The organism is Micromonospora sp. CNZ285 (genome assembly GCF_004637285.1).
In genome coordinates, this window is the sequence record NZ_SPQD01000001.1 from 6,755,109 (window position 1) to 6,780,316 (window position 25,208).

At 73.0% G+C, this 25,208-nt stretch carries 22 protein-coding genes; 14 read left to right on the plus strand and 8 right to left on the minus strand.

What is annotated here, in order from left to right; all coding sequences use genetic code 11:
- The 5 genes from CLT75_RS31310 to CLT75_RS31330 all read left to right on the plus strand — a co-directional run bounded on the left by CLT75_RS31310 (position 1) and on the right by CLT75_RS31330 (position 6,420).
- A complete protein-coding gene (locus CLT75_RS31310; RefSeq protein ID WP_135243683.1) occupies positions 1-1,014 on the plus strand; it encodes a carbohydrate ABC transporter permease in 1,014 nt (337 codons plus the stop codon).
- Positions 1,011-1,871 (plus strand): carbohydrate ABC transporter permease, encoded by an 861-nt coding sequence (locus CLT75_RS31315; protein ID WP_135243684.1) that lies wholly within the window; start codon positions 1,011-1,013, stop codon positions 1,869-1,871. The genes CLT75_RS31310 and CLT75_RS31315 overlap by 4 nt, the downstream gene beginning before the upstream one ends.
- Positions 1,868-4,315 carry a glycosyl hydrolase 2 galactose-binding domain-containing protein gene (locus tag CLT75_RS31320; protein ID WP_135243685.1) on the plus strand — a complete coding sequence of 816 codons (2,448 nt, stop codon included), beginning with the start codon at positions 1,868-1,870 and terminating at the stop codon, positions 4,313-4,315. Before CLT75_RS31315 ends, CLT75_RS31320 begins: the two co-directional genes overlap by 4 nt.
- Positions 4,316-4,393: 78 nt before the next feature.
- The gene (locus tag CLT75_RS31325; RefSeq protein ID WP_135243686.1) at positions 4,394-4,732 is read left to right on the plus strand and encodes a metalloregulator ArsR/SmtB family transcription factor; all 339 of its coding nucleotides are present in this window, start codon (positions 4,394-4,396) and stop codon (positions 4,730-4,732) included.
- Positions 4,729-6,420, plus strand: a complete 1,692-nt coding sequence (locus tag CLT75_RS31330; protein ID WP_135243687.1) for a SulP family inorganic anion transporter — start codon at positions 4,729-4,731, stop codon at positions 6,418-6,420. The genes CLT75_RS31325 and CLT75_RS31330 overlap by 4 nt, the downstream gene beginning before the upstream one ends.
- Here CLT75_RS31330 and CLT75_RS31335 read toward each other — a convergent pair.
- Positions 6,417-7,118 (minus strand): DUF4386 domain-containing protein, encoded by a 702-nt coding sequence (locus CLT75_RS31335; RefSeq protein WP_135243688.1) that lies wholly within the window; start codon positions 7,116-7,118, stop codon positions 6,417-6,419. The two genes, CLT75_RS31330 and CLT75_RS31335, sit on opposite strands and share 4 nt — an antisense overlap.
- An 85-nt stretch (positions 7,119-7,203) precedes the next feature.
- On the opposite strand from CLT75_RS31335, the gene CLT75_RS31340 reads away from it, so the two are divergent.
- Together CLT75_RS31340 and CLT75_RS32835 are read left to right on the plus strand one after the other, a co-directional pair.
- Complete coding sequence (locus CLT75_RS31340) at positions 7,204-7,905, plus strand: TetR/AcrR family transcriptional regulator C-terminal domain-containing protein (RefSeq protein WP_135243689.1); 702 nt, start codon at positions 7,204-7,206, stop codon at positions 7,903-7,905.
- A 44-nt stretch (positions 7,906-7,949) separates the two neighbouring features.
- A complete protein-coding gene (locus CLT75_RS32835; RefSeq protein ID WP_167796990.1) occupies positions 7,950-8,123 on the plus strand; it encodes a hypothetical protein in 174 nt (57 codons plus the stop codon).
- A 77-nt stretch (positions 8,124-8,200) separates the two neighbouring features.
- Here the strand turns inward: CLT75_RS32835 and CLT75_RS31345 are convergent, their stop codons facing one another.
- Together CLT75_RS31345 and ilvD are read right to left on the minus strand one after the other, a co-directional pair.
- Positions 8,201-8,923 (minus strand): hypothetical protein, encoded by a 723-nt coding sequence (locus CLT75_RS31345; protein WP_135243690.1) that lies wholly within the window; start codon positions 8,921-8,923, stop codon positions 8,201-8,203.
- Between the two features lie 61 nt (positions 8,924-8,984).
- Positions 8,985-10,832, minus strand: coding sequence for a dihydroxy-acid dehydratase (gene ilvD / locus CLT75_RS31350; protein ID WP_135243691.1), 1,848 nt, complete (start codon positions 10,830-10,832; stop codon positions 8,985-8,987).
- A 110-nt stretch (positions 10,833-10,942) separates the two neighbouring features.
- Here ilvD and CLT75_RS31355 point away from each other — a divergent pair, with 110 nt between their 5' ends.
- The 5 genes from CLT75_RS31355 to serA all read left to right on the plus strand — a co-directional run bounded on the left by CLT75_RS31355 (position 10,943) and on the right by serA (position 19,031).
- The gene (locus CLT75_RS31355) at positions 10,943-13,390 is read left to right on the plus strand and encodes a bifunctional diguanylate cyclase/phosphodiesterase (protein ID WP_135243692.1); all 2,448 of its coding nucleotides are present in this window, start codon (positions 10,943-10,945) and stop codon (positions 13,388-13,390) included.
- A 180-nt stretch (positions 13,391-13,570) separates the two neighbouring features.
- Complete coding sequence (locus CLT75_RS31360; RefSeq protein ID WP_135243693.1) at positions 13,571-15,466, plus strand: acetolactate synthase large subunit; 1,896 nt, start codon at positions 13,571-13,573, stop codon at positions 15,464-15,466.
- 62 nt (positions 15,467-15,528) lie between these two features.
- Positions 15,529-16,044 carry an acetolactate synthase small subunit gene (gene ilvN, locus CLT75_RS31365; RefSeq protein WP_013284504.1) on the plus strand — a complete coding sequence of 172 codons (516 nt, stop codon included), beginning with the start codon at positions 15,529-15,531 and terminating at the stop codon, positions 16,042-16,044.
- A 58-nt stretch (positions 16,045-16,102) separates the two neighbouring features.
- Positions 16,103-17,116, plus strand: coding sequence for a ketol-acid reductoisomerase (gene ilvC, locus CLT75_RS31370; RefSeq protein WP_135243694.1), 1,014 nt, complete (start codon positions 16,103-16,105; stop codon positions 17,114-17,116).
- Positions 17,117-17,432: 316 nt separating this feature from the next.
- The gene (gene serA / locus CLT75_RS31375; RefSeq protein WP_135243695.1) at positions 17,433-19,031 is read left to right on the plus strand and encodes a phosphoglycerate dehydrogenase; all 1,599 of its coding nucleotides are present in this window, start codon (positions 17,433-17,435) and stop codon (positions 19,029-19,031) included.
- A 61-nt stretch (positions 19,032-19,092) separates the two neighbouring features.
- Here the strand turns inward: serA and CLT75_RS31380 are convergent, their stop codons facing one another.
- Positions 19,093-19,446, minus strand: coding sequence for a hypothetical protein (locus CLT75_RS31380; protein WP_030270079.1), 354 nt, complete (start codon positions 19,444-19,446; stop codon positions 19,093-19,095).
- A gap of 324 nt (positions 19,447-19,770) precedes the next feature.
- Positions 19,771-20,643: an FAD:protein FMN transferase gene (locus tag CLT75_RS31385; protein WP_135243696.1), complete on the minus strand. Its 873-nt coding sequence runs from the start codon at positions 20,641-20,643 to the stop codon at positions 19,771-19,773.
- Positions 20,644-20,862: 219 nt separating this feature from the next.
- Here CLT75_RS31385 and CLT75_RS31390 point away from each other — a divergent pair, with 219 nt between their 5' ends.
- Together CLT75_RS31390 and CLT75_RS31395 are read left to right on the plus strand one after the other, a co-directional pair.
- A complete protein-coding gene (locus CLT75_RS31390; RefSeq protein ID WP_135243697.1) occupies positions 20,863-21,894 on the plus strand; it encodes a 3-isopropylmalate dehydrogenase in 1,032 nt (343 codons plus the stop codon).
- Between the two features lie 188 nt (positions 21,895-22,082).
- On the plus strand, positions 22,083-23,177 hold the full coding sequence (locus CLT75_RS31395) for a branched-chain amino acid aminotransferase (RefSeq protein ID WP_135243698.1): 1,095 nt from the start codon (positions 22,083-22,085) through the stop codon (positions 23,175-23,177).
- Positions 23,178-23,227: 50 nt separating this feature from the next.
- Here the strand turns inward: CLT75_RS31395 and CLT75_RS31400 are convergent, their stop codons facing one another.
- The 3 genes from CLT75_RS31400 to ahpD form a co-directional block, all read right to left on the minus strand.
- Entirely contained in the window at positions 23,228-23,968 is a 741-nt protein-coding gene (locus CLT75_RS31400) for a tyrosine-protein phosphatase (RefSeq protein ID WP_135243699.1), read from the minus strand.
- 51 nt (positions 23,969-24,019) lie between these two features.
- Positions 24,020-24,484, minus strand: coding sequence for a hypothetical protein (locus tag CLT75_RS31405; RefSeq protein WP_013284512.1), 465 nt, complete (start codon positions 24,482-24,484; stop codon positions 24,020-24,022).
- 192 nt (positions 24,485-24,676) lie between these two features.
- Positions 24,677-25,207 (minus strand): alkylhydroperoxidase, AhpD family, encoded by a 531-nt coding sequence (gene ahpD, locus CLT75_RS31410; protein WP_104113885.1) that lies wholly within the window; start codon positions 25,205-25,207, stop codon positions 24,677-24,679.
- Position 25,208 lies beyond the last annotated feature (1 nt).

Consider the following 25,208-nt stretch of genomic DNA (forward strand, 5'->3'; position numbering starts at 1 on the left):
ATGTCCAGCACCCGTGCCGCGCCCGCGCCACCCGGCCGCCCACCCGCGCGCAAGCCCGGCCGTACCGGCGCCGGCGACCGGCGGATGAGCTGGCGCGACCGGCTGTACCGCTTCGACATGCGCTACATGCCGTACCTGATGATCGCGCCGTTCTTCCTGCTCTTCCTCGTGTTCGGGCTTTTCCCGCTGCTGTTCAACGCGGTCGTGTCGCTGCGCAACTACCGGCTGGACGACCCGACGCTGCCGTACTGGGCGGGTGTCGAGAACTTCAACCGCCTGTTCGCCGACGAGGACTTCTGGAACGCCCTCTACAACACGTTCGGCATCTTCCTGCTCTCCACCGTGCCGCAACTGCTGCTCGCGCTGCTCGTCGCGTCGCTGCTCAACCGCAGGCTGCGGGCGCAGACGTGGTGGCGGGTGGGCGTGCTGCTGCCGTATGTGACACCGATCGTGGCCTCGACGATGGTGTTCAGCGTCTTCTTCTCCCGCGACTTCGGCATGGCGAACTGGGCGCTTGGCCTGCTCGGCATCGGTGGCCCGGACGACCCGATCGACTGGCGGGCGGACAAGCTGCACGCCTGGATCGCCATCGCCACCATGGTCAACTGGAAGTGGATCGGCTACAACGCGCTGCTCTACCTGGCCGCCATGCAGTCCATCCCGCGCGACGTCTACGAGGCCGCCGCGATCGACGGCGCCGGGCCGTGGAAGCAGCTCTGGCGGATCACCGTCCCGATGATCCAGCCGGTGGTCCTGTTCACCGTCATCCTGTCCACCATCGGCGGGTTGCAACTGTTCACCGAGCCGATGCTGTTCGACCCGAACGCGCAGGCGGCGACCGGCGGGCCGGACGGCGAGTGGCAGACCATCGCCCAGCTCATCTACAAGGTCGGCTGGAAGGACCTCAACCTCGGGTACGCCGCCGCGATGTCCTGGGCGCTGTTCCTGATCATCCTGGTCGTGGCCGGCCTCAACTACCTGCTGACCAACCGACTCTCCGGAGGCCGCCGGTGACGACGCGACGCGTGGTGGCCCGGGCGCCACAGGACACCCCGGCCGGGCTCTGGACCTACCTGCTGCTCGCGGTGAGCATGTTGTTCGCCGCGTTCCCGCTCTACTGGATGTTCGTCATCGCCACCAGCGACGACGAGGCGCTGGCGAAGCTGCCGCCGGCGGTGATCCCCGGCGACCGCTTCCTCACCAACGTCGACGAGGTCTTCTCCCTCCAGGACGTCTACTTCGCCGCGTCGCTGGTCAACAGCGTCATCGTCTCCGCCGTGGTGACCGCCTCGGTGCTGTTCTTCTGCTCGCTGGCCGGCTTCGCCTTCGCCAAGCTGCGCTTCAAAGGCAGCCGCGCGCTGATGCTGTTCGTGGTGCTCACCCTCACCGTGCCCAACCAGCTCGGCATCGTCGCGCTCTACATCGTGATGGGCAAGCTCGGCTGGAACGGCACGCTGCTCGCCGTCATCGCGCCCGGCCTGGTCACCGCGTTCGGCGTGTTCTACATGCGGCAGTTCATCGTGAACACCGTCCCGGACGAGCTGATCGAGTCGGCGCGGGTCGACGGCGCCACGACCATGCGGGTGTACGCGACCATCGTGCTGCCCGCGATCCGCCCGGCCCTGGCGGTGCTCGGCCTGCTCACGTTCGTGGCCACCTGGAACGACTTCCAGTGGCCGCTGATCACGCTCAGCGGCACCGACTACCCGACGTCGATGGTGGCGGTCTCCGACCTCGCCAGCGGCAACTACGTGATCTACCGGCGGGTGCTCGCGGGCGCGTTCATCGCCACCGTCCCCCTGCTGGTCATGCTGTTCATCGGTGGACGTCAGATCGTCCGCGGAATCATGGAAGGCGCGGTGAAGTCGTGAGCCGTCGAACGCTGCTGCACGAGGGATGGACGCTGCGGGCCGAGCCCGGTCCGGCGGTGCCACCGGAGATCGCCGGGGCGGCGGTGCCGGCGTCGGTGCCCGGCTGCGTCCACACCGACCTGCTCGCGGCCGGCCTCATCCCCGACCCGTACCTGGACGACAACGAGAACCGCCTCACCTGGATCGGCCGCACCGACTGGGTCTACGAGACCACGTTCGCCGGGCAACCCGGTGACGAGGACCGGGGCGACCTGGTCTGCGCCGGACTGGACACGGTCGCCACGATCACGCTCAACGGCGTCGAGGTCGGCCGCACCGAGAACCAGCACCGCTCGTACCGCTTCGACGTCCGCGCGCTGCTGCGCCCGGACGGCAACACCCTGGCCGTACGCTTCGACTCCCCGTACCGGTACGCGGAGGCGCACCGGGACCGGCTCGGTGACCGGCCGAACGCGTACCCGGAGCCGTTCCACTTCATCCGCAAGACCGCCTGCAACTTCGGCTGGGACTGGGGACCGACGCTCGTCACCGCCGGCATCTGGCGCGACATCGGCCTGCACGCCTGGTCCACCGCCCGGCTCGCCTCGGTCCGGCCGCTCGTGACGGTGGCCGACGGCGTCGGCCGGGTGGAGTTGCACGCCGAGGTCGAGCGGGCCGGCGACGAGCCGCTGACCGTCCGCGCCGCCGTCGCCGGGGTCACCGCCGAGGTCGCCGTACCGGCGGGGGAGCGGACCGCCGTCGTGACGCTCACCGTCGCGGACCCCGCGCTGTGGTGGCCCATCGGGTACGGCGACCAGCCCCGGTACGACCTCGACGTCACCCTGCACGGCGCCGACGGCCGGGAGCTGGACGCCGAGTCCCGGCGGATCGGGTTCCGTTCGGTCCGGCTGGACACCACGCCCGACGCGCACGGCACCCCGTTCACGCTGCACGTCAACGACGTGCCGGTGTTCGTCAGGGGCGTCAACTGGATCCCCGACGACGCGTTCCCCAACCGGGTCACCCGCGACCGTCTCGCCGAGCGGTTCGGCCAGGCGGCCGGCGCGAACGTCAACCTGCTGCGCGTCTGGGGCGGCGGCCGGTACGAGTCGGACGACTTCTACGACCTGGCCGACGAGATGGGACTGCTGGTGCAGCAGGACTTCCTGTTCGCCTGCGCGGCGTACCCGGAGGAGGAGCCGTTCCGCACCGAGGTCGAGGCGGAGGCGCGGGAGCAGGTGACCCGCCTCGCCGGGCACCCGTCGCTGGTGCTCTGGACCGGCAACAACGAGAACATCTGGGGCTGGCACGACTGGGACTGGCAGGAACCGCTGGCCGGGCGCACCTGGGGACGCGGCTACTACCTGGATCTGCTGCCGGAGATCGTCGGCGAACTGGACCCGACCGTCCCGTACTGGCCGGGTAGCCCCTGGTCCGGCAGCGAGGACGTCCACCCCAACGATCCGGCGCACGGCACCACGCACATCTGGGACGTGTGGAACACCGACGACTACACCCGCTACCGGGACTACGTGCCCCGCTTCGTGGCCGAGTTCGGCTACCAGGCGCCGCCCGCGTACGTGACGCTGCGCCGGGCCCTCTCCGACGACCCGCTCGCCCACGACTCGCCGGGCATGGCGCACCACCAGAAGGCGGCGGACGGGGACGGCAAGCTCCAGCGCGGGCTTGACGCCCACCTGCCGCCGCCCGCCGACTTCGACGACTGGCACTACCTGACCCAGCTCAACCAGGCCCGCGCCATCCAGCTCGGCGTCGAGCACTTCCGCTCGCACCGGCCGGTCTGCGCCGGCACCGTCGTGTGGCAGCTCAACGACTGCTGGCCGGTCACGTCCTGGTCGGCGATCGACGGCGACGGGCGCCGCAAACCCCTCTGGTACGCGCTGCGCCGCGCCTACGCCGACCGGCTGCTGACGGTGCAGCCGCGCGACGGCGGGCTGGCGCTGGTGGCGGTGAACGAGACCGATCGGGCGTGGAGCGGGCCGGCCACGGTCACCCGGCTGGCCCTCACCGGGGAGCCGAGGGCGAAGACCTCGGTCGACCTCGACGTCCCGGCGTACTCCTCGGTCGTGCTGGCGCTGCCGGCGGAGGTGGCGCGGCCGGACGACGACCGCGCGGAACTGCTCGTCGCGGACGCCGGGGACGCCGCGGAGCGCGCGCTGTGGTTCTTCGCCGAGGACCGCGACGTGCGGTGGCCGGCGGCGCAGTGGGACGCGACCGTCGAGCCGGTCGACGGCGCCCGGCGGGTCCGGGTGACCGCCCGGACGGTGCTGCGCGACCTGACGCTGTTCCCGGATCGCCTCGATCCGGCCGCGCAGGTGGATCGGGCCCTGGTGACGTTGCTGCCGGGGGAGAGCGCGACGTTCACCGTGCGCGCGCCCGGCCCGCTGGACGCCGACGCGCTCATCCGCCGGCCGGTGCTGCGCTGCGTCAACGACCTCGTCTGAAGGACCATACCCGCATCTCCGTCGATTTGAAGATTTCTGCAAGTGCTAAAGTCTTCAGAGTCGTCGGAGAGGTGAGTCATGTCGGTGCCGCTGTACCAGGCCAAGGCGGAGCTGTTCCGCACCCTCGGGCACCCGGTGCGCATCCGGGTGCTCGAACTGCTCCAGGACGCGCCGTTGCCGGTCCGCGACCTGCTGGCCGCCATCGACGTGGAGGCGTCGAACCTCTCCCAGCAGCTCGCCGTTCTGCGCCGCGCCGGCATGGTCACCTCGTACCGGGACGGCCCGCTGGTCATGTACGCGCTCAGCACCCCCGACGTGGCCGACCTGCTCGCCGCCGGACGGCGCATCCTCGGCGCGGTCCTCACCGACCGGGACGCGCTGCTGGACGAGCTGCGGGCCTCCGGGACGGACCGGTGAGCGCGGCTGCCCTTCGCGCCGGTGACGCCGTACGGCAGGCGGGCCGGCTGTTCCGCGGGCTGCTGCCCGGCCGGGCCGACTGGGTTGCCGCCCGCCGCTCACCCCGGCGCGACCTGCTCGCCGGGCTCACCGTCGCCGTGGTGGCGCTGCCCCTGGCGCTCGCCTTCGGCGTCACCTCCGGGCTCGGCGCACAGGCCGGCCTGGTCACCGCCGTCGTCGCCGGAGCGGTCGCGGCGATCTTCGGCGGCTCCAACCTCCAGGTCTCCGGTCCCACCGGGGCCATGACGGTCGTGCTGGTGCCGGTGGTGCAGCAGTTCGGCGCCGGTGGCGTGCTGATGGTCGGCGCGCTGGCCGGGCTGATCCTGATCGCGCTCGCGCTGGCCCGCCTCGGCCGGTACGTCCGCTACCTGCCGTCCCCGGTGATCGAGGGCTTCACCGCCGGCATCGCCGTGGTCATCGCGCTGCAACAGGTGCCGGCCGCGCTCGGCGTCACCGGCGCGCACGGCGAGAAGGTGTGGGCGGTGGCCGCCGACGCGGTAGCCCGGTTCGCCGCGCAGCCCCGGCCCGCCGCGATCGCTGTGGCGCTCGGCGTGGCGGCGCTGATGCTGCTCGGCGGCCGGTGGCGGCCCGCCGTGCCGTTCTCCCTGGTCGGGGTGGCCGCCGCGACGCTGCTCGCCGAGCTGGCCCCGATCGACCTGGCCCGGATCGGTGAGCTGCCGCAGGGGCTGCCCGCGCCGTCGCTGGACTTCGTGGACCTCGGCGCGCTGGGCGTACTGCTGCCGAGCGCCCTCGCCGTGGCCGCGCTCGCCGCCCTGGAGAGCCTGCTCTCCGCCACAGTGGCCGACGGCATGACGGTCGGCGAGCGGCACGACCCGGACCGGGAACTGTTCGGCCAGGGCCTGGCCAACCTCGCCTCCCCGATCTTCGGCGGCATCCCGGCGACCGCCGCCATCGCGCGTACCGCGGTGAACGTCCGTGCCGGGGCGTCCTCGAAGCTCGCCGCGCTCACCCACGCGGTCGCCCTCGCCGCGATCGTGCTCGCAGCCGCCCCGCTCGTCGGCCGCATCCCGCTGGCCGCCCTGGCCGGCGTGCTGCTCGCCACCACGGTACGGATGGTGGAGGCGGCCTCCCTGCTCGCGCTGATGCGGGCCACCCGCGCCGACGCGGTGGTGCTGGTGCTGACGTTCGCCGTCACGGTGATCTGGGACCTGGTGACAGCAGTGGTCGTCGGGCTCGCCGTCGCGGTCGTCCTGGCGCTGCGCGCGGTGGCCCGCAGCGCCAAGCTGGAACAGGTGCCGCTGGACACCGGCGAGCACAGCGACGAGGAGCACGCGCTGCTCGCCGAGCACATCGTCGCGTACCGGCTGGACGGGCCGCTGTTCTTCGCCGCCGCGCACACCTTCCTGCTGGAGCTGGCCGAGGTGGCCGACGTGCGGGTGGTGATCCTGCGGATGTCCCGCGTCTCCACCATCGACGCGACGGGCGCCCAGGTGCTCGGCGACGCCATCGCCCGGCTGCGCGGCCGGGGGATCACGGTGCTGATCTCCGGCATCACCCCGGGCCACGACCAGGTGCTCAGCACGCTCGGCGTCGCGGACGAGCTGCGCCGCGAGGGCCTGGTGTTCGCGGACACCCCGGCCGCCATCCGGTACGCCCGGGGTGTCGCCCTCGCCGCGAGCCCGGCCTAGGCTGCGGTCCCTTCGAGTGCCCGCCTGCGCACGCCCGCGTCCTCCGGCTGCCGGCGTACGCCGAAGATGATCAGGTAGCCGAGGATCCAGACCTCGCCCACGGTGGCCGGGACCACCAGCAGATCCCCGACGATGCCGGCGCCGGGGGCGAGATACGTGGCGAACGTCATGAGCACGTAGCCGGCACCACCGCCGACGAGGACCCAGCCCAGCGGCCGGGGCATCCAGCCCGACCGGAGCACGCACCAGCCCATCGGCACCAGCCAGAGGCCGAAGAAGAGGCCGCCCACCTCCCACAGGTTCCCGCTGACGAGGTAGAGCAGCTGGACGGTGCCGGCGTCGCCCGGCCCGCCGGTCGCGACCCCCAGGGCCGTCCCGAGCACGGCGGCGCTGCCGAGGATCGCGACGGCGTTCACCAGCCCGAAGGCGGCGATGCTGCCCGCGGCGGTGCCGTCGACGGTACGGAACAGGCGGTGGAACCAGACGGCGGTGAACGTCTGGGTGAGGACGACGAGCAGTTCGAGGGCGATGCCGAGGCGGGCCAGTGACTCGTGGGCCACCAGGTTGGCGAGCGTCGCGCCCGCGTCGTCGGCGTCGAAGATCATGGGCCGGACGGTGAGGAACCCCAGGGCGCCGGTGACGGCGAGCCCGAGGTAGAACAGCCCGGTCACCCGGGCGGTACGGATCAGCTGGTGCATGGCGGCTCCTCGGGGTGGTCGACGTGCCGTGGCGGGGGTCGCCTTACGTCGTAAGGCCAACCATACGTTGTAAGGTCAAGGGGAGATGGGGAGCCGGATGGGAGCGAGGAAGCCTCGGGAGCCGCTGAGCCGCGAGCGCGCCCTGGCCAGCGCGATCGCCCTGGTCGACGCCGAGGGGATGGCCGCGCTCACGATGCGCCGGCTCGCCGCCGAACTCGGCGTCGAGGCGATGTCGCTCTACCACCACCTACCCGGCAAGGCCGGGCTGCTCGACGGCCTCGTGGACGCCGTCGCCGCCGAGATCACCGCAGCCGCCGAGCGGGCCGAGGCGGACGCGCCCGGCGGGGACTGGCGTACCCGGCTGCGGCTGCGCTTCCTCGCCGCGCGTGCGGTCATGCTGCGGCACCCGTGGGCCCCGGCGCTGCTCAGCTCCCGGCCGACCGTCCCCGCCGGGGTGTACGCCTACTACGACGGCATCCTCGCCACGCTCGTCGAGGGCGGCTTCTCGTACCGGATCGCCCACCGGGCGCTGCACGCCTTCGGGAGCCTGGCGCTCGGCTTCGCGCAGGAGGTGTTCCGGCCGGACGCGGGCGGGGAGGCCGACGCGGCGGCAGCGGAGGCCGAGATGGTGGCGCTGGCCGAGCGGCTGCCGCACCTGGCGGCCATGGTGGCCGCCGAGACGCACGACGTGGCAGATCCGACGCTCGGATGGTGCGACTCTCAGACCGAGTTCGAGTTCACCCTCGACCTGCTCTTCGACGGCCTGGAGCGACACCTGCCGCGCTGACGTCCCGGCGGGTTCGGGCGGCACCTGCCGGGTACCAGGACGGCATGACTGATCCGGTTGAACTGTCCGAGCTGCACGCCGGAGGCGCCGACCCCGGCGACGTCACCCCGGAGGACCCGCACGCGGACCTGGACGGCACCGACGAGAACTCGCCCGCGGAGTTCGGCCTGCCCATCGACGGCACCGCACCGGCCGAGGAGGACCCCACCCAGCGGTGAGGGGAACGCCATGGGTGTCAAACGGGTCCGGAGACACCCATGGCGTTCCACCCGATGGCGGCGCAGGCCGCAGGGCGCTAGCCGGGGAGGGCGGCGAGGCCGGCCAGCAGTTCCCACCGCTCGGCCTCGGTGAGCGCCGCGTACGCCGGCTCGTCGCGGCGGTCGGTGTCCGCCTCGATCGCCGCGCGCTCCGGCCCGTCCGGCAGGGTCCGGATCTCGTCGGCGGTCAGCCCGGCGGCCCGCCATGCGGCCCGGTGCGCGTCGGCGCGGTGGTGCCGCAGCGAGCCCAGCCGGGTGACCAGCAGCAGCGCGGGGGAGGCGCCCTCCGGCTCGTACGGCGGGGACATCGCCCGGAACACCGGCCCGCCGGTGGCCTGCGCGTGCGTCAGCACCCGGCCGACCAGCTCGGCGAGGCGGGGCACGATGCTCAGGCCGGGCAGCACTCCGGGCAGCGTCGACCACAGTTCCTCGGCGGCCTCACCGGTGGCCCGCTGGGCGAACAGCGTCAGCTCGCGCCCCAGGTCGGTGAGGTGCCAGGCGCCCTCGGCGTCCCGGACGACGACGCCCTGCGCCAGCTCCTCGTCCATGCTGCCGGAGGTGTAGATCAGGCCGTCGGCAAGTGCCTCGGCGGGCATCGGCCGGGCCAGCACACCGGAGAAGAAGCTGTTCTCCGCGCCGAGCGTGCAGCCCCGCTCGGCGTAGAACGCCTCCATCCGGGCGCGGGCTCCCCAGCGGGCGCCCACGTACACCCGGTCGATCGCGGGCCGGACCAGTCGCGCGAAACTTACCGTCGTCTCCACGCCGCCGGACCCTACCGACGACGGGCGTGGCGCGGGGCCCCGTCGCAGGGCCCCGCGGTGCTCACTCCGAGACGCGGCGGTAGGCGCCGTCGCTGGCCGAGGTCGCCATCGACGCGTACGCCCGCAGCGCCGCCGACACCGGACGCTGCCGGTCGACGGGGGTGTATGGGCGGTCCCGCTTCTCCTCGGCCACCCGGCGCGCCTCCAGTTCGTCGGCGGGCACGTTCAGCTCGATCGACCGGCCCGGGATGTCGATGACGATCTCGTCGCCGTCGCGGACCAGCGCGATCAGCCCGCCCGAGGCCGCCTCTGGCGAGACGTGCCCGATGGACAGGCCGGAGGTGCCGCCGGAGAACCGGCCGTCGGTCAGCAGCGCGCAGGAGCGGCCCAGCCCACGGCCCTTGAGGAACGAGGTGGGGTAGAGCATCTCCTGCATGCCGGGGCCGCCCTTCGGACCCTCGTAGCGGATCACCACCACGTCCCCGGCGACGATCTCCTTGGCGAGGATCGCGGTCACCGCGTCGTCCTGCGACTCGTAGACCTTGGCCGGGCCGCGGAACGTCAGGCACTCCTCGGGCACGCCGGCGGTCTTCACCACGCAGCCGGCCGGCGCGAGGTTGCCGTGCAGGATGGCCAGGCCGCCGTCCGCGCTGTACGCGTGCTCCCGGTCCCTGATGCAGCCGCCGGCGGCGTCGGTGTCCAGCGACGACCAGCGGTTGGTGGTGGAGAATGGTTCGGTGGTGCGCACGCCGCCCGGCGCGGCGTGGAACAGCTCGACCGCCTCCGGCCGGGCCGCGCCGCCGCGCACGTCCCAGTCGGCCAGCCACTTGTCGAGGCTGGAGGAGTGCACCGCGCGCACGTCGCGGTGCAGCAGACCGGCGCGGTCCAGCTCACCGAGGATGGCCGGGATGCCGCCCGCCCGGTGCACGTCCTCCATGTGGTAGTTCGGGGAGTTCGGCGCGACCTTGGCCAGGCACGGCACGCGGCGGGAGATCGCGTCGATGTCGGCGACGCCGAAGTCCAGCTCCGCCTCGCGGGCGGCGGCGAGCAGGTGCAGCACGGTGTTCGTGGAGCCGCCCATCGCCACGTCGAGGGCGATCGCGTTCTCGAACGCCTCCCGGCCGGCGATCGAGCGCGGCAGCACCGAGGCGTCGTCGTTCTCGTACCACTGCTTGGCGATTTCGACGACGGTGCGTCCGGCCTCGACGAACAGCGACCGCCGCGCGGCGTGGGTGGCGAGCGTCGACCCGTTGCCGGGCAGCGCCAGGCCGATCGCCTCGGTGAGGCAGTTCATCGAGTTGGCGGTGAACATGCCGGAGCAGGAGCCGCAGGTCGGGCACGCGGAGCGCTCGATCTCGCCGAGCTGGTCGTCGGTGACCGCCTCGTTCGAGGAGGCGATCATGGCGTCGATCAGGTCGATCTTGGAGTGCACCACGCCCTCGATCGCCACCGTCTTGCCGGCCTCCATCGGGCCGCCGGAGACGAAGACGGTGGGGATGTTGAGCCGCAGCGCGGCCAGCAGCATCCCCGGGGTGATCTTGTCGCAGTTGGAGATGCAGACCAGGGCGTCCGCGCAGTGCGCGTTGACCATGTACTCCACCGCGTCGGCGATCAGCTCCCGGCTGGGCAGCGAGTAGAGCATGCCGCCGTGGCCCATGGCGATGCCGTCGTCCACGGCGATCGTGTTGAACTCCCGGCCGACGCCGCCGGCCTCGGCCACCGCGTCGGCGACCAGGCCGCCGAGGTCCTTGAGGTGGACGTGACCGGGTACGAACTGGGTGAAACTGTTCGCGATGGCGACGATCGGCTTGCCGAAGTCGTCGTCGGTCATCCCGGTGGCCCGCCAGAGGGCCCGGGCGCCGGCCATCGTCCGACCGTGGGTGGAGGTCCTCGACCGCAGCTCAGGCATGACACCCAGTCTGACACCATCCGCGCGGCGACCCCGCCGCGCGCACCCTGTGTCCCAACAGTTGCACACCCGGTGCCCCACGGGAGGCGCTCATCCGGCAGAGTTGACGCGTGCAGTCGTCCCCGGGGATGGTCACCGTCGCGGTGTTGAGCGGGATCGCCGCGGCCGGTGCCGCCGTGCTGCTCGCCGCGTCGGTGCGGCGCCGCACCGGCCCCCGCCGGCCGGCGCACCTGCTGCTCGCGGTCGCCGCCGGGGCCGCCCTGTTCAGCCTCCTGGTCGGTCTCGGCGGTCTGCTGGCCGCCGGTGACCACTGGGCGCACCGGCAGGGCCAGCGGACCGGATGGGCGGTCCTGGTCGCCGTCGGCACGACGCTCGCCGCGCTCGGCCTCGGCGCCGCGGTGCTGCGGCTGCCCGGCGCCGCCGCGTCCCGGGCGGCCACCGCCCGGCTGCTGCTCGACGGCCTGATCATGGGCAGCGCCCTCTGGTTCGTCGGCTGGGTGGCGTTCAGCGAGCCGACGCGGCTGCTCGGCGACGCCACCCCCGTCGCCTGCCTGCCGATCGTGCTGGCCACCGTCAGCGCGGCGCTCACCACCGGGCTCACCGTGATCGTCGTGCTGCGGGTCGCGCCGCCGCGCGGGTGGCTGACGCTGCTCGCGGCCGGCGCGACAGCGGTGACGGCCGGCGGGCTGGCCGTGTCCGCCGGGCTCTGCCAGGCCGGCCCGGGCATGGTGCTCACCGGCGCGGTGCTGACCGCCGCCGGGCTGATGGCCACCGCCGTGGCCGGGCGCCGCGCCGACCTGACGCAGCTCGACGTCGACTTCATCCGCCGCGACGGCGAGTACGCCTTCGTGCCGATGTTCGCGATGGCCGCCTCCGCGATGTACCACCTGGTGCAGGGCGGCGGGTTCGACGGGTACGCGATCGTGGCCGGCACGGTCGAGGGGTTCGCCCTGGTGACCCGGCAATATCTGGCCCTGAACGACGTCCGCGGCTACGCGATCCGGCTCGCCGAGCGCGAGGCGCACTTCCGCGAGCTGGCGCACACCGACCCGCTGACCGGGCTGGCGAACCGGCGCGGGCTGCTGCGTGCCCTGCACCGCAGCGCCGAGGCGGGCGTGCCGTGCGTGCTGCTCGGGCTCGACCTCGACGGCTTCAAGAACGTCAACGACATGCGCGGGCACGACGTCGGCGACGCGGTGCTGATCGAGGTGGGGCGGCGGCTGCGGGGCAACCTGCGCCCGGGCGACCTGGCCGCCCGGCTCGGCGGCGACGAGTTCGCGGTGCTGATGCACGGTTCGGCCGACCCCGGCCCGGTCGCCGACCGCCTGCTCGGGGTGCTCGGCCGCCCGTACGAGCAGGGGGACGGGCCGGTCTTCCTGTCGGTGAGCATCGGGGTGGCCGCCGGGCAGCGGGAGCAGGACGTCGAGCTGCTGCTGCGCAACGCCGACCTGGCCCTGCGGTACGCCAAGCAGCGGGGCAAGAACCGGATCGAGCGCTACGACGCCACGTACGACCAGTTGCTGAGCCGGCGTACCCGGATGGAGCACGAGCTGCGCGGCGCGATCGAGCGCGACGAGCTGCGGCTGGTCTTCCAGCCGGTGGCCTCGCTGCCGTCGGTGCGGCCGGTCGGCGCGGAGGCGCTGCTGCGCTGGCGGCACCCGGAGCTGGGCAACGTCCGGCCGGACGAGTTCATCCCGCTCGCCGAGGAGTGCGGGATGATCGCCAAGCTCGGCGCGTGGGTGCTGCACCAGGCCTGCTTCCAGCTCTCCCGCTGGCTGGCCGACGGGCACGACGTCTGGGTGTCGGTGAACGTGTCGCCGCGCGAGCTGCACGCCCCGGAGTACGTGGTCCAGGTCGCCGACGCGCTGCGCGCGCACCACGTGCCGCCGCAGCGGCTGGTGCTGGAGGTGACCGAGCACGCGGTCGCCACCGACCTGGACGAGCTGATCCGGCGGCTCACCGCGCTGCGGCTGACCGGCGTGCGGATCGCGCTGGACGACTTCGGCGCCGGCTACTCGTCGCTCGGCCAGCTCCGGCGGCTGCCGATCGACATCCTCAAGATCGACCACAGTCTGGTCGCCGAGCACGAGCCGGTCCGGCCGATCGGGCGGGACGGCCCGGCGTTCGCCCCGATGGTCGACATCGTCATGCGCCTGGGCCACCAGCTCGGGCTGGAGGTGATCGCCGAGGGCGTCACCAACCCCACCGAGCTGGCCGCGGTGGTGGCCGCCGGGTGCCGGTTCGGCCAGGGGGCGCTGTTCGGCTGGGGCGTACCGGCCGAGCACCTGGAGGCGATGCTGGAGGCGGCCACCGCGCCGGGCAACCGGCACACCGCGATGCCGCCGGCGCCGCCGCCCGCGCCGGCCCGCGCCCCGTCGCCGCTGCTGCCGAGGCTGCGCAACAATCCGCCCGCCGCGGTGCCCGCGCAGCGTCCCCCGATGGAGGGATCTTCGCAGGTGGCACCGGTCGCGGAAGGGCTGCCGGTGACCGACACGCCCACGTCCGTGAACCAAAATGTGGGATCAGTTGACTCATCGCGTGAGATGCGTCAGGCTTAGCCGCATGTCGTCGAACCGGTCGCCGCGAGTACTTACCTGAGCGCACTCTCCCACCGAGAGTGCGCTGGCCCCGTGCATCCTGCACGTGGGCTTTTTTGTTGCCGTCGGACCATCGCCGGGACCTCGCCGTCCCATCCTGAGAAGCGCGTCACCCACTCACTTCCGAAGGCTTGAACCGCCATGACGAGACCCACGCCAGAGACCCTCGCCCACTCCGCCCGCCGTGCCCGCTCCGGCACCGGCGCGGCCGGTGACTCCGACCCCGCCGCCCGCCCCGGCCGTACCGTCCCGGCGGCCGCCACCACCGAGACGCCCGTACGGGAGCCCGCCACCGCGCAGGTCTCGGGCGCCGGTTCGCTCGTGCGGTCGCTGGAGGCGCTCGGCGTCGACGTGGTCTTCGGCATTCCGGGTGGTGCGATCCTGCCCGCCTACGACCCGCTCTACGACTCCACGGTCCGGCACATCCTGGTCCGCCACGAGCAGGGCGCCGGGCACGCGGCCACCGGCTACGCGCAGGCCACCGGCCGGGTCGGCGTGTGTATCGCCACCTCCGGCCCGGGCGCGACGAACCTGGTGACCCCGATCGCCGACGCGTACATGGACTCGGTCCCGATGGTGGCGATCACCGGGCAGGTGGCCCGGCCGTCGATCGGCACCGACGCCTTCCAGGAGGCGGACATCCAGGGCATCACGCTGCCGATCACCAAGCACAACTTCCTGGTGCAGACCGCCGACGAGATCCCCCGCGTGCTGGCCGAGGCGTTCCACCTGGCCGCGACCGGCCGCCCCGGCCCGGTGCTCGTCGACATCCCGAAGGACGTGCTCCAGGCGCCGGCGACCTTCTCCTGGCCGCCCACGCTCGACCTGCCCGGCTACCGGCCGACGCTGCACCCGCACGGCAAGCAGATCCGCGAGGCGGCCCGGCTGATGACCGGCGCCCGTCGTCCGGTCCTCTACGTCGGCGGCGGCGTGCTCAAGGCCGGTGCCACCGAGGGGCTGCGCAAGCTGGCCGAGCAGACCGGCATCCCGGTGGTCACCACGCTGATGGCGCTCGGCGCGTTCCCCGACTCGCACCGCCAGCACCTGGGCATGCCCGGCATGCACGGCACCGTCGCGGCGGTCTACGGGCTGCAGAAGGCCGACCTGATCGTGGCGCTCGGTGCCCGCTTCGACGACCGGGTGACCGGCAAGCTGGACTCGTTCGCGCCGGACGCGGCAGTGGTGCACGCCGACATCGACCCGGCCGAGATCGGCAAGAACCGGCACGCCGACGTCCCGATCGTGGGCGACGCGCGGCACGTGATCGACGAGCTGATCGCGGCGGTCACCGCCGAGCAGGCCGCGCACCCGTCGGTGGACCTGACCGACTGGTGGGCCCAGCTCGACGACCTGCGCGAGCGCTACCCGCTCGGCTTCGAGGAGCCGGCCGACGGCACGCTCTCCCCGCAGTACGTGATCAAGCGGATGGGCGAGATCGCCGGCCCGGACGCGGTCTACGTGGCGGGCGTCGGCCAGCACCAGATGTGGGCCAGCCAGTTCATCTCGTACGAGAAGCCGCACACCTGGCTCAACTCCGGCGGCCTGGGCACGATGGGCTACGCCGTCCCGGCCGCGATGGGCGCCAAGGTCGGCAAGCCGGACACCACGGTGTGGGCGGTCGACGGCGACGGCTGCTTCCAGATGACCAACCAGGAGCTGGCGACCTGCGCGCTGGAGGGCATCCCGATCAAGGTCGCCGTGATCAACAACGGCAACCTCGGCATGGTGCGGCAGTGGCAGACCCTGTTCTACGGGGAGCGCTACTCCAACACCGAGCTGGGCACCCACAAGCACCGCATCCCGGACTTCGTCAAGCTCGCCGAGGCGCTCGGCTGCGTCGGTCTGCGCTGCGAGAACGCGGCCGACGTGGACAAGACCATCGAGGCGGCCATGGCGATCAACGACGCGCCTGTGGTCATCGACTTCGTGGTCGGCAAGGACGCGATGGTCTGGCCGATGGTCGCCGCCGGCACCAGCAACGACGAGATCATGTTCGCCAGGGGTGTGCGCCCCGCGTTCGACGAGGACGAACTCTAGGTCATGACCGAATGCACCGAGCGCAGCGAGGGCCATGAGGGCATGACAAGGAAGGCTCAGCAATGACTATGCACACGCTGTCCGTGCTGGTGGAGAACAAGCCGGGTGTCCTGGCCCGGGTCTCCGGGCTGTTCTCCCGGCGCGGGTTCAACATCGACAGCCTCGCCGTGGGCGAGACCGAGAACCCGGACGTCTCCCGCATCACCATCGTGGTCAACGCCGAGTCCTCGCCGCTGGAGCAGGTGACCAAGCAGCTCAACAAGCTGGTCAACGTCCTCAAGATCGTGGAACTGGACCCGCAGGTGTCGGTGGCGCGCGAACTGCTGCTGGTCAAGGTCCGCGCGGACCGCGCGGCCCGCGCCCAGGTGCTGGAGACGGTCGGCCTGTTCCGCGCCCGGGTGGTCGACGTCGCGCCGGACACGCTGACCATCGAGGCGACCGGCACGCCGGACAAGCTCGACGCGCTGCTGCGCGACCTGGAGCCGTTCGGCATCAAGGAGATGGTCCAGTCCGGCACCGTGGCGATCGGGCGGGGTTCGCGGGCCATCACCGCCGGCCCGGCCCTGCGCGCCGCCTGATCCGTACCCACAAGTTTTTCGACGGGCCGACGGGCACCGCCGTACGAAAGGGAAGTCAATGAGCGTTGAGGTGTTCTACGACGACGACGCCGACCTGGGCCTGATCCAGGGCCGCAAGGTCGCCGTGATCGGGTACGGCAGCCAGGGCCACGCGCACGCGCTGTCGCTGCGCGACTCCGGCGTCGACGTGGTGATCGGCCTGCCCGCCGGCTCGAAGAGCCGGCCGAAGGCCGAGGAGCAGGGCCTGCGGGTGCTCACCCCGGCCGAGGCGGCGGCCGAGGCCGACGTGATCATGATCCTGGCGCCGGACACCGCCCAGCGTGGTCTCTACGCCGAGGCCATCGCGCCGAACCTGGCCGCGGGCAAGGCGCTGTTCTTCGGGCACGGCTTCAACATCCGGTACGGCCTGATCAAGCCCCCGGCCGACGTGGACGTGGCGATGGTCGCCCCGAAGGGCCCCGGTCACCTGGTCCGCCGCCAGTACGTCGACGGCAAGGGCGTGCCCTGCCTGGTCGCGGTCGAGCAGGACGCCAGCGGTAACGCGTTCGGCCTCGCGCTGGCGTACGCCAAGGCGATCGGCGGTACCCGGGCCGGCGCGATCCGGACCACGTTCACCGAGGAGACCGAGACCGACCTGTTCGGCGAGCAGGCGGTGCTGTGCGGTGGCGCGGCGGCGCTGGTGCAGACCGGTTTCGAGGTGCTCACCGAGGCCGGCTACGCGCCCGAGGTGGCCTACTTCGAGTGCCTGCACGAGCTGAAGCTGATCGTCGACCTGATGTACGAGGGCGGCATCGCCCGGATGCGCTACAGCATCTCCGACACCGCCGAGTACGGCGACCTGTCCCGTGGCCCGCGCGTCATCGACTCGCGGGTCAAGGACGAGATGCGCAAGATCCTCGGCGAGATCCAGTCCGGCGAGTTCGCCCGCGAGTGGGTGGCCGAGGACGAGGCCGGCCGGCCGAACTTCGCCAAGTGGCGGGCCGAGGGCGCGGCGCACCCGATCGAGGAGACCGGGCAGAAGCTGCGCGCCATGATGAGCTGGGTCGACCGGCCGATCACCGAGACCGCCTGAGCTTCTCCCTCGCGCGGCCCGCGACCCGACGCTCTCCCCGGCGTCGGGCCGCGGGCCGCCGTTCGTTCACGTGCTGGGACACGGTGAGTAACGCCTCGTCCCGCACCGCCCCCGGTGAACGGGGGATGACAGGCGTGCGACGGACCTGTGTGAGGGCGCTCACCCCGCAGTCCGGGACCCGGAGAGCGGGCAGGCACCTACCATCCTTGGTGTGGTGCCCGAGCGCACCCGACGGCCGTGGCACGGATCGGCGCAGGGCGCAGCGCGGCGTCCCGGCGCCCCAGGCCGAACCATTACCGAGCGTCTACGAGGACCGATGAATCCTGTCGTACTGATCGCCGAAGAACTCGCCCCCGCCGCCATCGAGGTGCTCGCGCACGACTTCGACGTGCGCCACGTGGACGGCACCGACCGCCCCGCTCTGCTCTCCGCCCTCTCCGAGGCCGACGCGGTGATCGTACGCAGCGCCACCCAGATCGACGCCGAGGCGATCGCCGCCGCGCCGCGGCTGAAGGTGGTCGCCCGGGCCGGCGTCGGCCTGGACAACGTCGAGGTGCCGGCCGCCACCGCCCGCGGCGTCATGGTCGTCAACGCGCCCACCTCGAACATCGTCTCCGCCGCCGAGCAGGCCGTCGCGCTGCTGCTCGCGGTCGCCCGCAACACCGCCAGCGCCAGTGCCGCGCTCAAGGCGGGGGAGTGGAAGCGGTCCAAGTACACCGGCGTCGAGATCCAGGGCAAGACCGTGGGCGTGGTCGGCCTCGGCCGCATCGGCGTGCTCTTCGCGCAGCGCATCGCCGCGTTCGGCACCCGGCTGATCGCGTACGACCCGTACATCCAGCCGGCCCGCGCCGCCCAGCTCGGCGTCCGCCTGGTCGGGCTGGAGGAGCTGCTGCGGGAGAGCGACTTCATCTCGATCCACCTGCCGAAGACGCCGGAGACGGTCGGCCTGATCGGCGAGAAGGAACTGGCGATCGTCAAGCCGGGCGTCCGGATCGTCAACGCCGCCCGCGGCGGCCTGGTCGACGAGCAGGCGCTCGCCGACGCGATCGCGGAGGGCCGGGTCGCCGGCGCCGGTGTCGACGTGTACGCCAAGGAGCCGTGCACCTCCTCGCCGCTGTTCGCCTTCGACAACGTGGTGGCCACCCCGCACCTGGGCGCCTCCACCAACGAGGCGCAGGACAAGGCCGGTCTCGCGGTGGCCAAGAGCGTCAAGCTCGCGCTCCAGGGCGAGTTCGTCCCGGACGCGGTGAACGTGCAGGCCGGCGGTGTGGTCGCCGAGGACGTCCGCCCGCTGCTGCCGCTGGCCGAGCGGCTGGGCCGGGCGTTCACCGCCCTGGCCGGCGGGGTGGCCGCCAGCGTCACCGTCGAGGTGCGCGGCGAGATCGCCGCCCACGACGTGTCGGTGCTCAAGCTCGCCGCGACCAAGGGCCTGTTCAGCTCCGTGGTGGAGGAGCAGGTCACCTACGTCAACGCGCCGCACCTGGCCGCCGAGCGGGGCGTCGAGGTCACGCTGGCCACGCCGGGCGAGACCGTCGACCACCCGAACCTGGTGACCGTGCGCGGGGCGCTGCCGGACGGGCGTACCGTCCGCGTCTCCGGCACCGTGGCGCACACCGCCACCCGCGACGTGTTCAAGCTGACCGAGGTGGACGGTTTCGACGTGGAGATCGGCGCGGAGGGCATCCTGGTCTTCCTGCGCTACGCCGACCGGCCCGGCGTGGTCGGCACCGTCGGCACGCTGCTCGGCGAGGCGGGCGTCAACATCGCGGCCATGCAGGTGGCCCGCCGCGAGGCCGGTGGCGAGACGCTGATGACGCTCACCGTCGACCAGGCGCTCGGCGCCGACCTGCTCACCTCCGCCGCCGACTCGATCGGCGCGGTCGCGGCCAGCGCGGCCGACCTGCGCGACGTGTAGTCCGAACAGGACACATCGGGGCCCGGCCGGATGCGGCCGGGCCCTTCGTCGTCCCGGTGGGTCAGGAACGGACGCGGGCCGGTGGCGGGTAGACCGAGCCGTCCTGCGCGTCGAAGAGCATCAGGTCGTGCTCGCCGGCCAGCCGCTCGACGTCCAGCAGGACCTGATCGGGGCAGGCCGGGTTCAGGTTCATCTCGATGTGGTCGGCCGCTGTGTGCAGCGGCGCCTCCCACGGCGTACCCGGCCGGGCCGGGCGGTCCGGATAGCTCGCCGTGATCGCCCGGTAGAAGGCGACGAGTCGCGGGTCGGGGTGCTGCTCGCCGTGACGGCCCTCGCGGCACTGCTGCACGGCCGCCCGCACCTGCTCCGGTGTCGCCCCGTTCGGCAGGGCCCACACGCTCAGATCGAAACTCACGGCGGACAGCGTGCCATCCCGCGCCCGGCCCGTCACCTCTGCCCCACCGTGCGTTCACCGCTGATTGCCGACATCGTTCACCCGGCGTCCGCTGTGGAGACTCTTGCGTCGAGTTGCGTCGATTCGCTAGCGTACCGATGCGGTTTCCGCTGAGTCGATCCCCGGCCCGTCTTCGGGTGGCGCGGTCGGGCGCCCGGCCCCTCGGCCCGCACCCCTCGATTGCGCGAGCCACGCGCACTCGTCGCTGACCGGCCCTCACGGTCGTTGCCGAGACCGTGGGGGCCGATCGCGCTCCCGGCCGGTGTCGTGCGGGCGGACGGCGACTCAGCGCCGGTGGTGCGCGAACAGCGGGCGGTAGTCCGTGTCGTGGCGGAACCAGGCCAGCCCGGCCGGTCCGGCGGCGTACAGGGCGGTGGCGTAGGCGTCGGCGACGGCGAGGTTCGGGCCGAGCACGGTGGCGGCCACGAGCCGGTCGGTCGGCTCGCCGGTGTGCGGGTCGACGACGTGCCCGCGCCGGCCGGTGACGCCCGAGGTGCCGACCGCGCCCGTCGTCATCTCCAGCACGACAGGTGTCCGGCGGGTGTCGGTGGGGTGGTGCACGGCGACGCGCCAGGGGCCGCCGTGGGCGGCGTGTCCGCGTACCGTCAGGTCGGCGCCGCTGAGCACGGCGTAGTCGTGGATGCCGGCGGCGCGCAACCGCGCCGCGGCCCGCTCCACCGCCCAGCCGCCGAGCAGGCCGCCCGGGTCGAAGCCGCCGGGCACCGCCCAGGCGTCGAACCAGCCGTCGGTCGCCGCCCGCATCGCGGCGCAGAGGTCGATCAGGTCGGCCAGCGGGGGGTACGAGTCGGGGCTGATCTCGTCGCGGCGCAACCGGGAGACGAGGCTGTCCGGCCGGTTCGGGCCGTAGGTGAGGTCGACGGCGCGCAGCTCGGCGACGGCGTCGCGCAGCGCCTCGCTGACCGCGCGGTGGCCGAACCACTCCGGCGCGTTGAGCAGCATGGTGTAGTCGGCGGTCGAGGTGGTGACGGTGTGCCGGACGCTGATCCGCCCGGACGCGGAGGTGCCGGCCCGCTCGACGCGGTGTTTCGTGGCACCCAGGTGCAGGTCCGGCCGGAGCGGGCGGAAGGCGGACTGGTCGACCCAGCGGGTACGTGGTTGTTCGTCCGCCCAGTGGGCCCGCCGGTGCTCGATCCGCATGACACCTGCCCCCTCGGTGGTCGCCGCCGTGTCGCGGCGGTGCCGGATTCCGGGCCCCCGTCGACCCGGTGAATCCGACCCTAAGCAGTGGAGATGACCGCAGCATGAGTGTCGGCTGGGAGCCTCCTGTGATTCGCCGTCCCGGATGATGGAAGATTCGTACCGGGGGCCGGGACGGCGACGTACGGTTGCGCCTAACGACGAGACGAGGAGCGCCAGGTGGCACACATCGCGGTGGTGGCCGGCGACGGCATCGGACCCGAGGTGGTCGCGCAGGCCCGCAAGGTCCTCGACGCGGTGGTGCCCGGGATCGAGGCCACCGAGTACGACCTGGGCGCGGCACGCTACCACCGCACCGGCGAGGTGCTGCCCGACTCCGTCCTCGACGAGCTGGCCGGCCACGACGCCATCCTGCTCGGCGCGGTGGGCGACCCCACCGTGCCGCCGGGTGTGCTGGAGCGCGGCCTGCTGCTCAAGCTCCGGTTCGCCTTCGACCAGTACGTCAACCTGCGCCCGTCCCGGCTCTGGCCCGGCGTGGCCGGTCCGCTGGCGGCGGTCAAGCCCGGCGAGGTCGACCTCGTGGTGGTCCGCGAGGGCACCGAAGGGCTGTACGCGGGCGCCGGCGGCACGCTGCACCGGGACACCCCGGCCGAGGTGGCCACCGAGGAGAGCCTGAACACCCGGCACGGCGTCGAGCGGGTGATCCGTGACGCGTTCGCCCGGGCCGGCCGCCGGGAGCGGCGCAAGGTCACGCTCGTGCACAAGACGAACGTGCTCACCCACGCCGGGTCGCTGTGGGCGCGCGCCTTCGCCGCGGTGGCCGCCGAGCACCCGGACGTGACCACCGAATACCAGCACATCGACGCCGCCGCGATGTTCCTGGTGACGAACCCGTCGCGATACGACGTGGTGGTCACCGACAACCTGTTCGGCGACATCCTCACTGACATCGCCGCCGCCGTGACCGGTGGCATCGGGCTCGCGGCCAGCGGCTGCATCAACCCCGAGGGGCGTTACCCGTCGATGTTCGAGCCGGTGCACGGCTCGGCGCCGGACATCGCCGGCCAGGGCGTCGCCGACCCGGTCGCCGCGGTGCTGTCCGCCGCGCTGCTGCTCGACCAGCTCGGCCACCCCGACGCCGCCGCCCGGGTCACCGCCGCGGTCGGCGCCGAGCTGGCCGCCCGTACGCCGGGGACGCCGCTGCGCACCGAGGAGGTCGGCGACCGGCTCGCCGCGTACGCCGTAGCCTGACCGGGCCGACCCTGCTGGCGGCCCGGTACCGGGCCGCCAGACCCGTCACCGGGCCACCCCGACCGTCCGGCGCGTCGTCTCCGCCGGGCGGAGCTATCCGCTGAACGACCGTTCGGGGTAAGTTTTCTGGCACCAGTGACGTCGGCGTGCGATCCCGCATGCCGTCAACCCGCAGGGAGGTCAGCGCGATGAGCGGTGGTGACATGCTCGATTTCGAGATCCGTCCGAATCCCGCGCCGGTATCCGCCGCCGACCGGGCCGCCCTGCTGGCGAACCCCGGCTTCGGCCGGGTCTTCACCGATCACATGGTCACGATCCGCTACGCCGAGGGCAAGGGCTGGTACGACGCCCGCCTGGAGGCGCGCGCGCCGATCCCGATGGACCCGGCCGCGGCGGTGCTGCACTACGCGCAGGAGATCTTCGAGGGGCTGAAGGCGTACCGCACCGGTGACGCGGTGACGATGTTCCGCCCGGAGGCCAACGCGGCCCGGTTCGCCGCGTCGGCGCGCCGGCTGGCCATGCCGGAGCTGCCGGAGGCGACGTTCGTGGAGTCGCTGCGCCGGCTGGTCGAGGTCGACCAGGCGTGGATCCCGGAGCACGAGGACGCCAGCCTCTACCTGCGGCCGTTCATGTTCGCCAGCGAGGTCTTCCTCGGCGTCCGCCCGGCCAACGAATACCTCTACTGCGTGATCGCCTCGCCGGCCGGCGCGTACTTCGCCGGTGGCGTGAAGCCGGTGACGGTCTGGGTCTCGCCGGACTACACCCGGGCCGCGCCCGGCGGCACCGGCGCGGCCAAGTGCGGCGGCAACTACGCCGCCTCGCTCGCCGCCCAGGCCGAGGCGATCGAGGCCGGCTGCGACCAGGTGGTGTTCCTGGACGCGGTGCAGCGGCGGTACGTCGACGAGCTGGGCGGCATGAACGTCTTCTTCGTCTACGACGACGGCAGCATCGTCACCCCGCCGCTGGGCGGCACGATCCTGCCGGGCATCACCCGCGACGCGATCCTCACCCTCGCCGCCGAGGCCGGGCACGAGGTGCGGGAGGCGCCGGTCAGCTTCGACGACTGGCGGGCCGACGCGGCGAGCGGCCGGCTGCGCGAGGTGTTCGCCTGCGGCACCGCCGCCGTGATCACCCCGATCGGCGGCGTGCGCTTCCCCGACGGCGAGTTCCTCATCGGCGGCGGCGAGCCGGGCCGGGCCACGATGGCGTTGCGGCAGAAGCTCGTCGACATCCAGCGCGGCCGCGCCGCCGACCCGCACGGCTGGGTCACCCGCGTCCTCTGACGGCCTTCGCGGTGATCGAGGGGTTCGCTCCTCGATCACGGCGGGGCGGGTCAGTCCAGGAGGTGGGTGCGGAGGGACTCCACCTGCGCCTCGGTGACGCCGGCGTGGGTCAGGTAGCCCTCGACCGAGCCGTAGCCGCCGCGCAACTCGGCGAGGAACAACTCCATCGCCTCGGCCGGTGACTCCAGGAACGGCGGCGGTGGTTCCTCCGCGTCCGGCAGCGTGGCCCGGACCCACTCGGTGAAGCGCCGCGACGCGGCGGTGCTGAGCGCGTAGTCGGCTACCACGTCCTCGTCGGGCACCCCGAGTACGGAGAGCGTGAGTGCGCAGACGATGCCGGTGCGGTCCTTGCCGGCGACGCAGTGCACCACCACCGGGGCGTTGGCGCTGTCCGCGATCAACCCCACCGCCTCGGCGAGCCCGGCGGTGCCGGTACGCGCCAGGTCGGCGTACCGGTCGGCCAGGTAGCGGGCCAGGCTGACGCCGGAGGCGTCGAACCGGTTCGCGCCCCAGTCGGCGTGCTCGGGGTGGATGTGCCGGTAGGTCAGCCCGTCGTAGTCGGGCACCCGCCCGTCGCGTTCCACCTCGGACGGCCGGCGCAGGTCGATGACGGTACGGATGCCGAGCGCGGTGAACGCGCTCCGGTCGGTCTCGTCGATGCGGTGCAGCGAGTCGGAGCGGTAGAGCCGGCCGCGGCGGACGGTGCGCCCGTCCCGAGCGGCGTATCCGCCGACGTCGCGGAAGTTGAACAGGGCGGGGAAGGGGCTCTGCGGGGCGTCCACATCCGACACGGTAACGGCCGGCGGGGCGTTCGTCCGTCCCCGCCGGCCGTCGCCGGGATGTCAGGCGCGCGGCGGCACGTCCGGCGGCAGCGCCGAGTGGTTCTCGCCGTAGTAGCCGCCCAGCCGGTCCCGGTAGCCCGGTTCGGCGTGGCTGGACTCGTCGTACTCCGGGGCGGCCTTGATCTGGTCCTTCTCCCGGTCGACGTGCACGGTGCGGGCGTCGTGGTCGACGTGGTTCACGGTCCCGGCCGGGAGCATCACCTTCTTGCCGAAGATCCACGGCCCGGTGTCCACGACCAGGTAGCTGTCGTCCACCTCGTGGCTCGCCCGGTCGATCTTGCCGATGGCGCCGTCGGTGGCCTCGACCTTGTAGCCGGTCAGGTCGGCGCTCGCCACACCCGCCTCGTCGCGGTAGCGCCACGGGTCGAAGGCGCCCGCCGGGGCGCCCCCGGCGACCGTGCCCCGGCCGTCGTCGAGGATCGGCTCGGTGCCGCCGTGCGTGGCGCGCGGGTCCAGTCCGTCCATGTGCCGCCTCCCGTCCCAGGGCCGCGGCCGTCGCGGCGCCGTCGTCAGTCGGGAGGGTTACCCACCCTGTCCGGGCACCAACCCGCCGGCGGCCGGCCCGCCGACGCCGAGGGGCCAGCGCCACGGTGGTGACGCCAGCCCCTCGGGTCGTCGGCCCGCGCGGTGCCGGTCGGGCACGTGCGGGCCGGTGGATCAGGCCAGTGCGGCCTCCGCGTCCAGGGTCACCGCGGCGGCGTGGACGACGGCGGCGATCCGCAGCCCCTCGTGCACCTGCTCACGGCTGAACCCGGCCGCGCGCAGCGTCTTCTCGTGCGACTCCAGGCAGACGCCGCAGCCGGTGATCGCCGAGACGGCGAGGCACCACAGCTCGAAGTCGGTCTTCTCCACGCCGGGACGGGCGATGATCTGCATCCGCAGCCGGGCCGGCAGCGACGCGTACTGCTCGTCGCCGATCAGGTGCTTGGCCCGGTAGTAGACGTTGTTCATCGCCATGACCGCCGCCGCGCCCTTGGCCGCCGCGACCGCCTCGGGCGTGAGGTGACCGGCCGCCTCGGCGGCGATCTCCCGCAGCACCACCGGGTTGCGGGCCGCCACCGCGCAGGCCAGGGCGGTGCCCCACGCCTGCTCCGGCTTCAGCGTCGAGGTGGTGATGGTGGAGCCGAGGTTGAGCCGGATGTCCTTGGCGTACTCGGGCAGGCCCGCCTTGATCGCGTCGAGACCCATG

What these genes read in the sequence shown, in the direction of transcription:
- CLT75_RS31310 (WP_135243683.1), top strand. Translation starts at nt 1, where the DNA reads ATGTCCAGCACCCGTGCCGCGCCCGCGCCACCCGGCCGCCCACCCGCG.
- CLT75_RS31325 (WP_135243686.1), top strand. Translation starts at nt 4,394, where the DNA reads ATGTCGGTGCCGCTGTACCAGGCCAAGGCGGAGCTGTTCCGCACCCTC.
- CLT75_RS31335 (WP_135243688.1), bottom strand. Translation starts at nt 7,118, where the DNA reads ATGCACCAGCTGATCCGTACCGCCCGGGTGACCGGGCTGTTCTACCTC.
- CLT75_RS31340 (WP_135243689.1), top strand. Translation starts at nt 7,204, where the DNA reads ATGGGGAGCCGGATGGGAGCGAGGAAGCCTCGGGAGCCGCTGAGCCGC.
- CLT75_RS32835 (WP_167796990.1), top strand. Translation starts at nt 7,950, where the DNA reads ATGACTGATCCGGTTGAACTGTCCGAGCTGCACGCCGGAGGCGCCGAC.
- ilvD (WP_135243691.1), bottom strand. Translation starts at nt 10,832, where the DNA reads ATGCCTGAGCTGCGGTCGAGGACCTCCACCCACGGTCGGACGATGGCC.
- CLT75_RS31360 (WP_135243693.1), top strand. Translation starts at nt 13,571, where the DNA reads ATGACGAGACCCACGCCAGAGACCCTCGCCCACTCCGCCCGCCGTGCC.
- ilvN (WP_013284504.1), top strand. Translation starts at nt 15,529, where the DNA reads ATGACTATGCACACGCTGTCCGTGCTGGTGGAGAACAAGCCGGGTGTC.
- ilvC (WP_135243694.1), top strand. Translation starts at nt 16,103, where the DNA reads ATGAGCGTTGAGGTGTTCTACGACGACGACGCCGACCTGGGCCTGATC.
- serA (WP_135243695.1), top strand. Translation starts at nt 17,433, where the DNA reads ATGAATCCTGTCGTACTGATCGCCGAAGAACTCGCCCCCGCCGCCATC.
- CLT75_RS31385 (WP_135243696.1), bottom strand. Translation starts at nt 20,643, where the DNA reads ATGCGGATCGAGCACCGGCGGGCCCACTGGGCGGACGAACAACCACGT.
- CLT75_RS31395 (WP_135243698.1), top strand. Translation starts at nt 22,083, where the DNA reads ATGAGCGGTGGTGACATGCTCGATTTCGAGATCCGTCCGAATCCCGCG.
- CLT75_RS31405 (WP_013284512.1), bottom strand. Translation starts at nt 24,484, where the DNA reads ATGGACGGACTGGACCCGCGCGCCACGCACGGCGGCACCGAGCCGATC.
- ahpD (WP_104113885.1), bottom strand. Translation starts at nt 25,207, where the DNA reads ATGGGTCTCGACGCGATCAAGGCGGGCCTGCCCGAGTACGCCAAGGAC.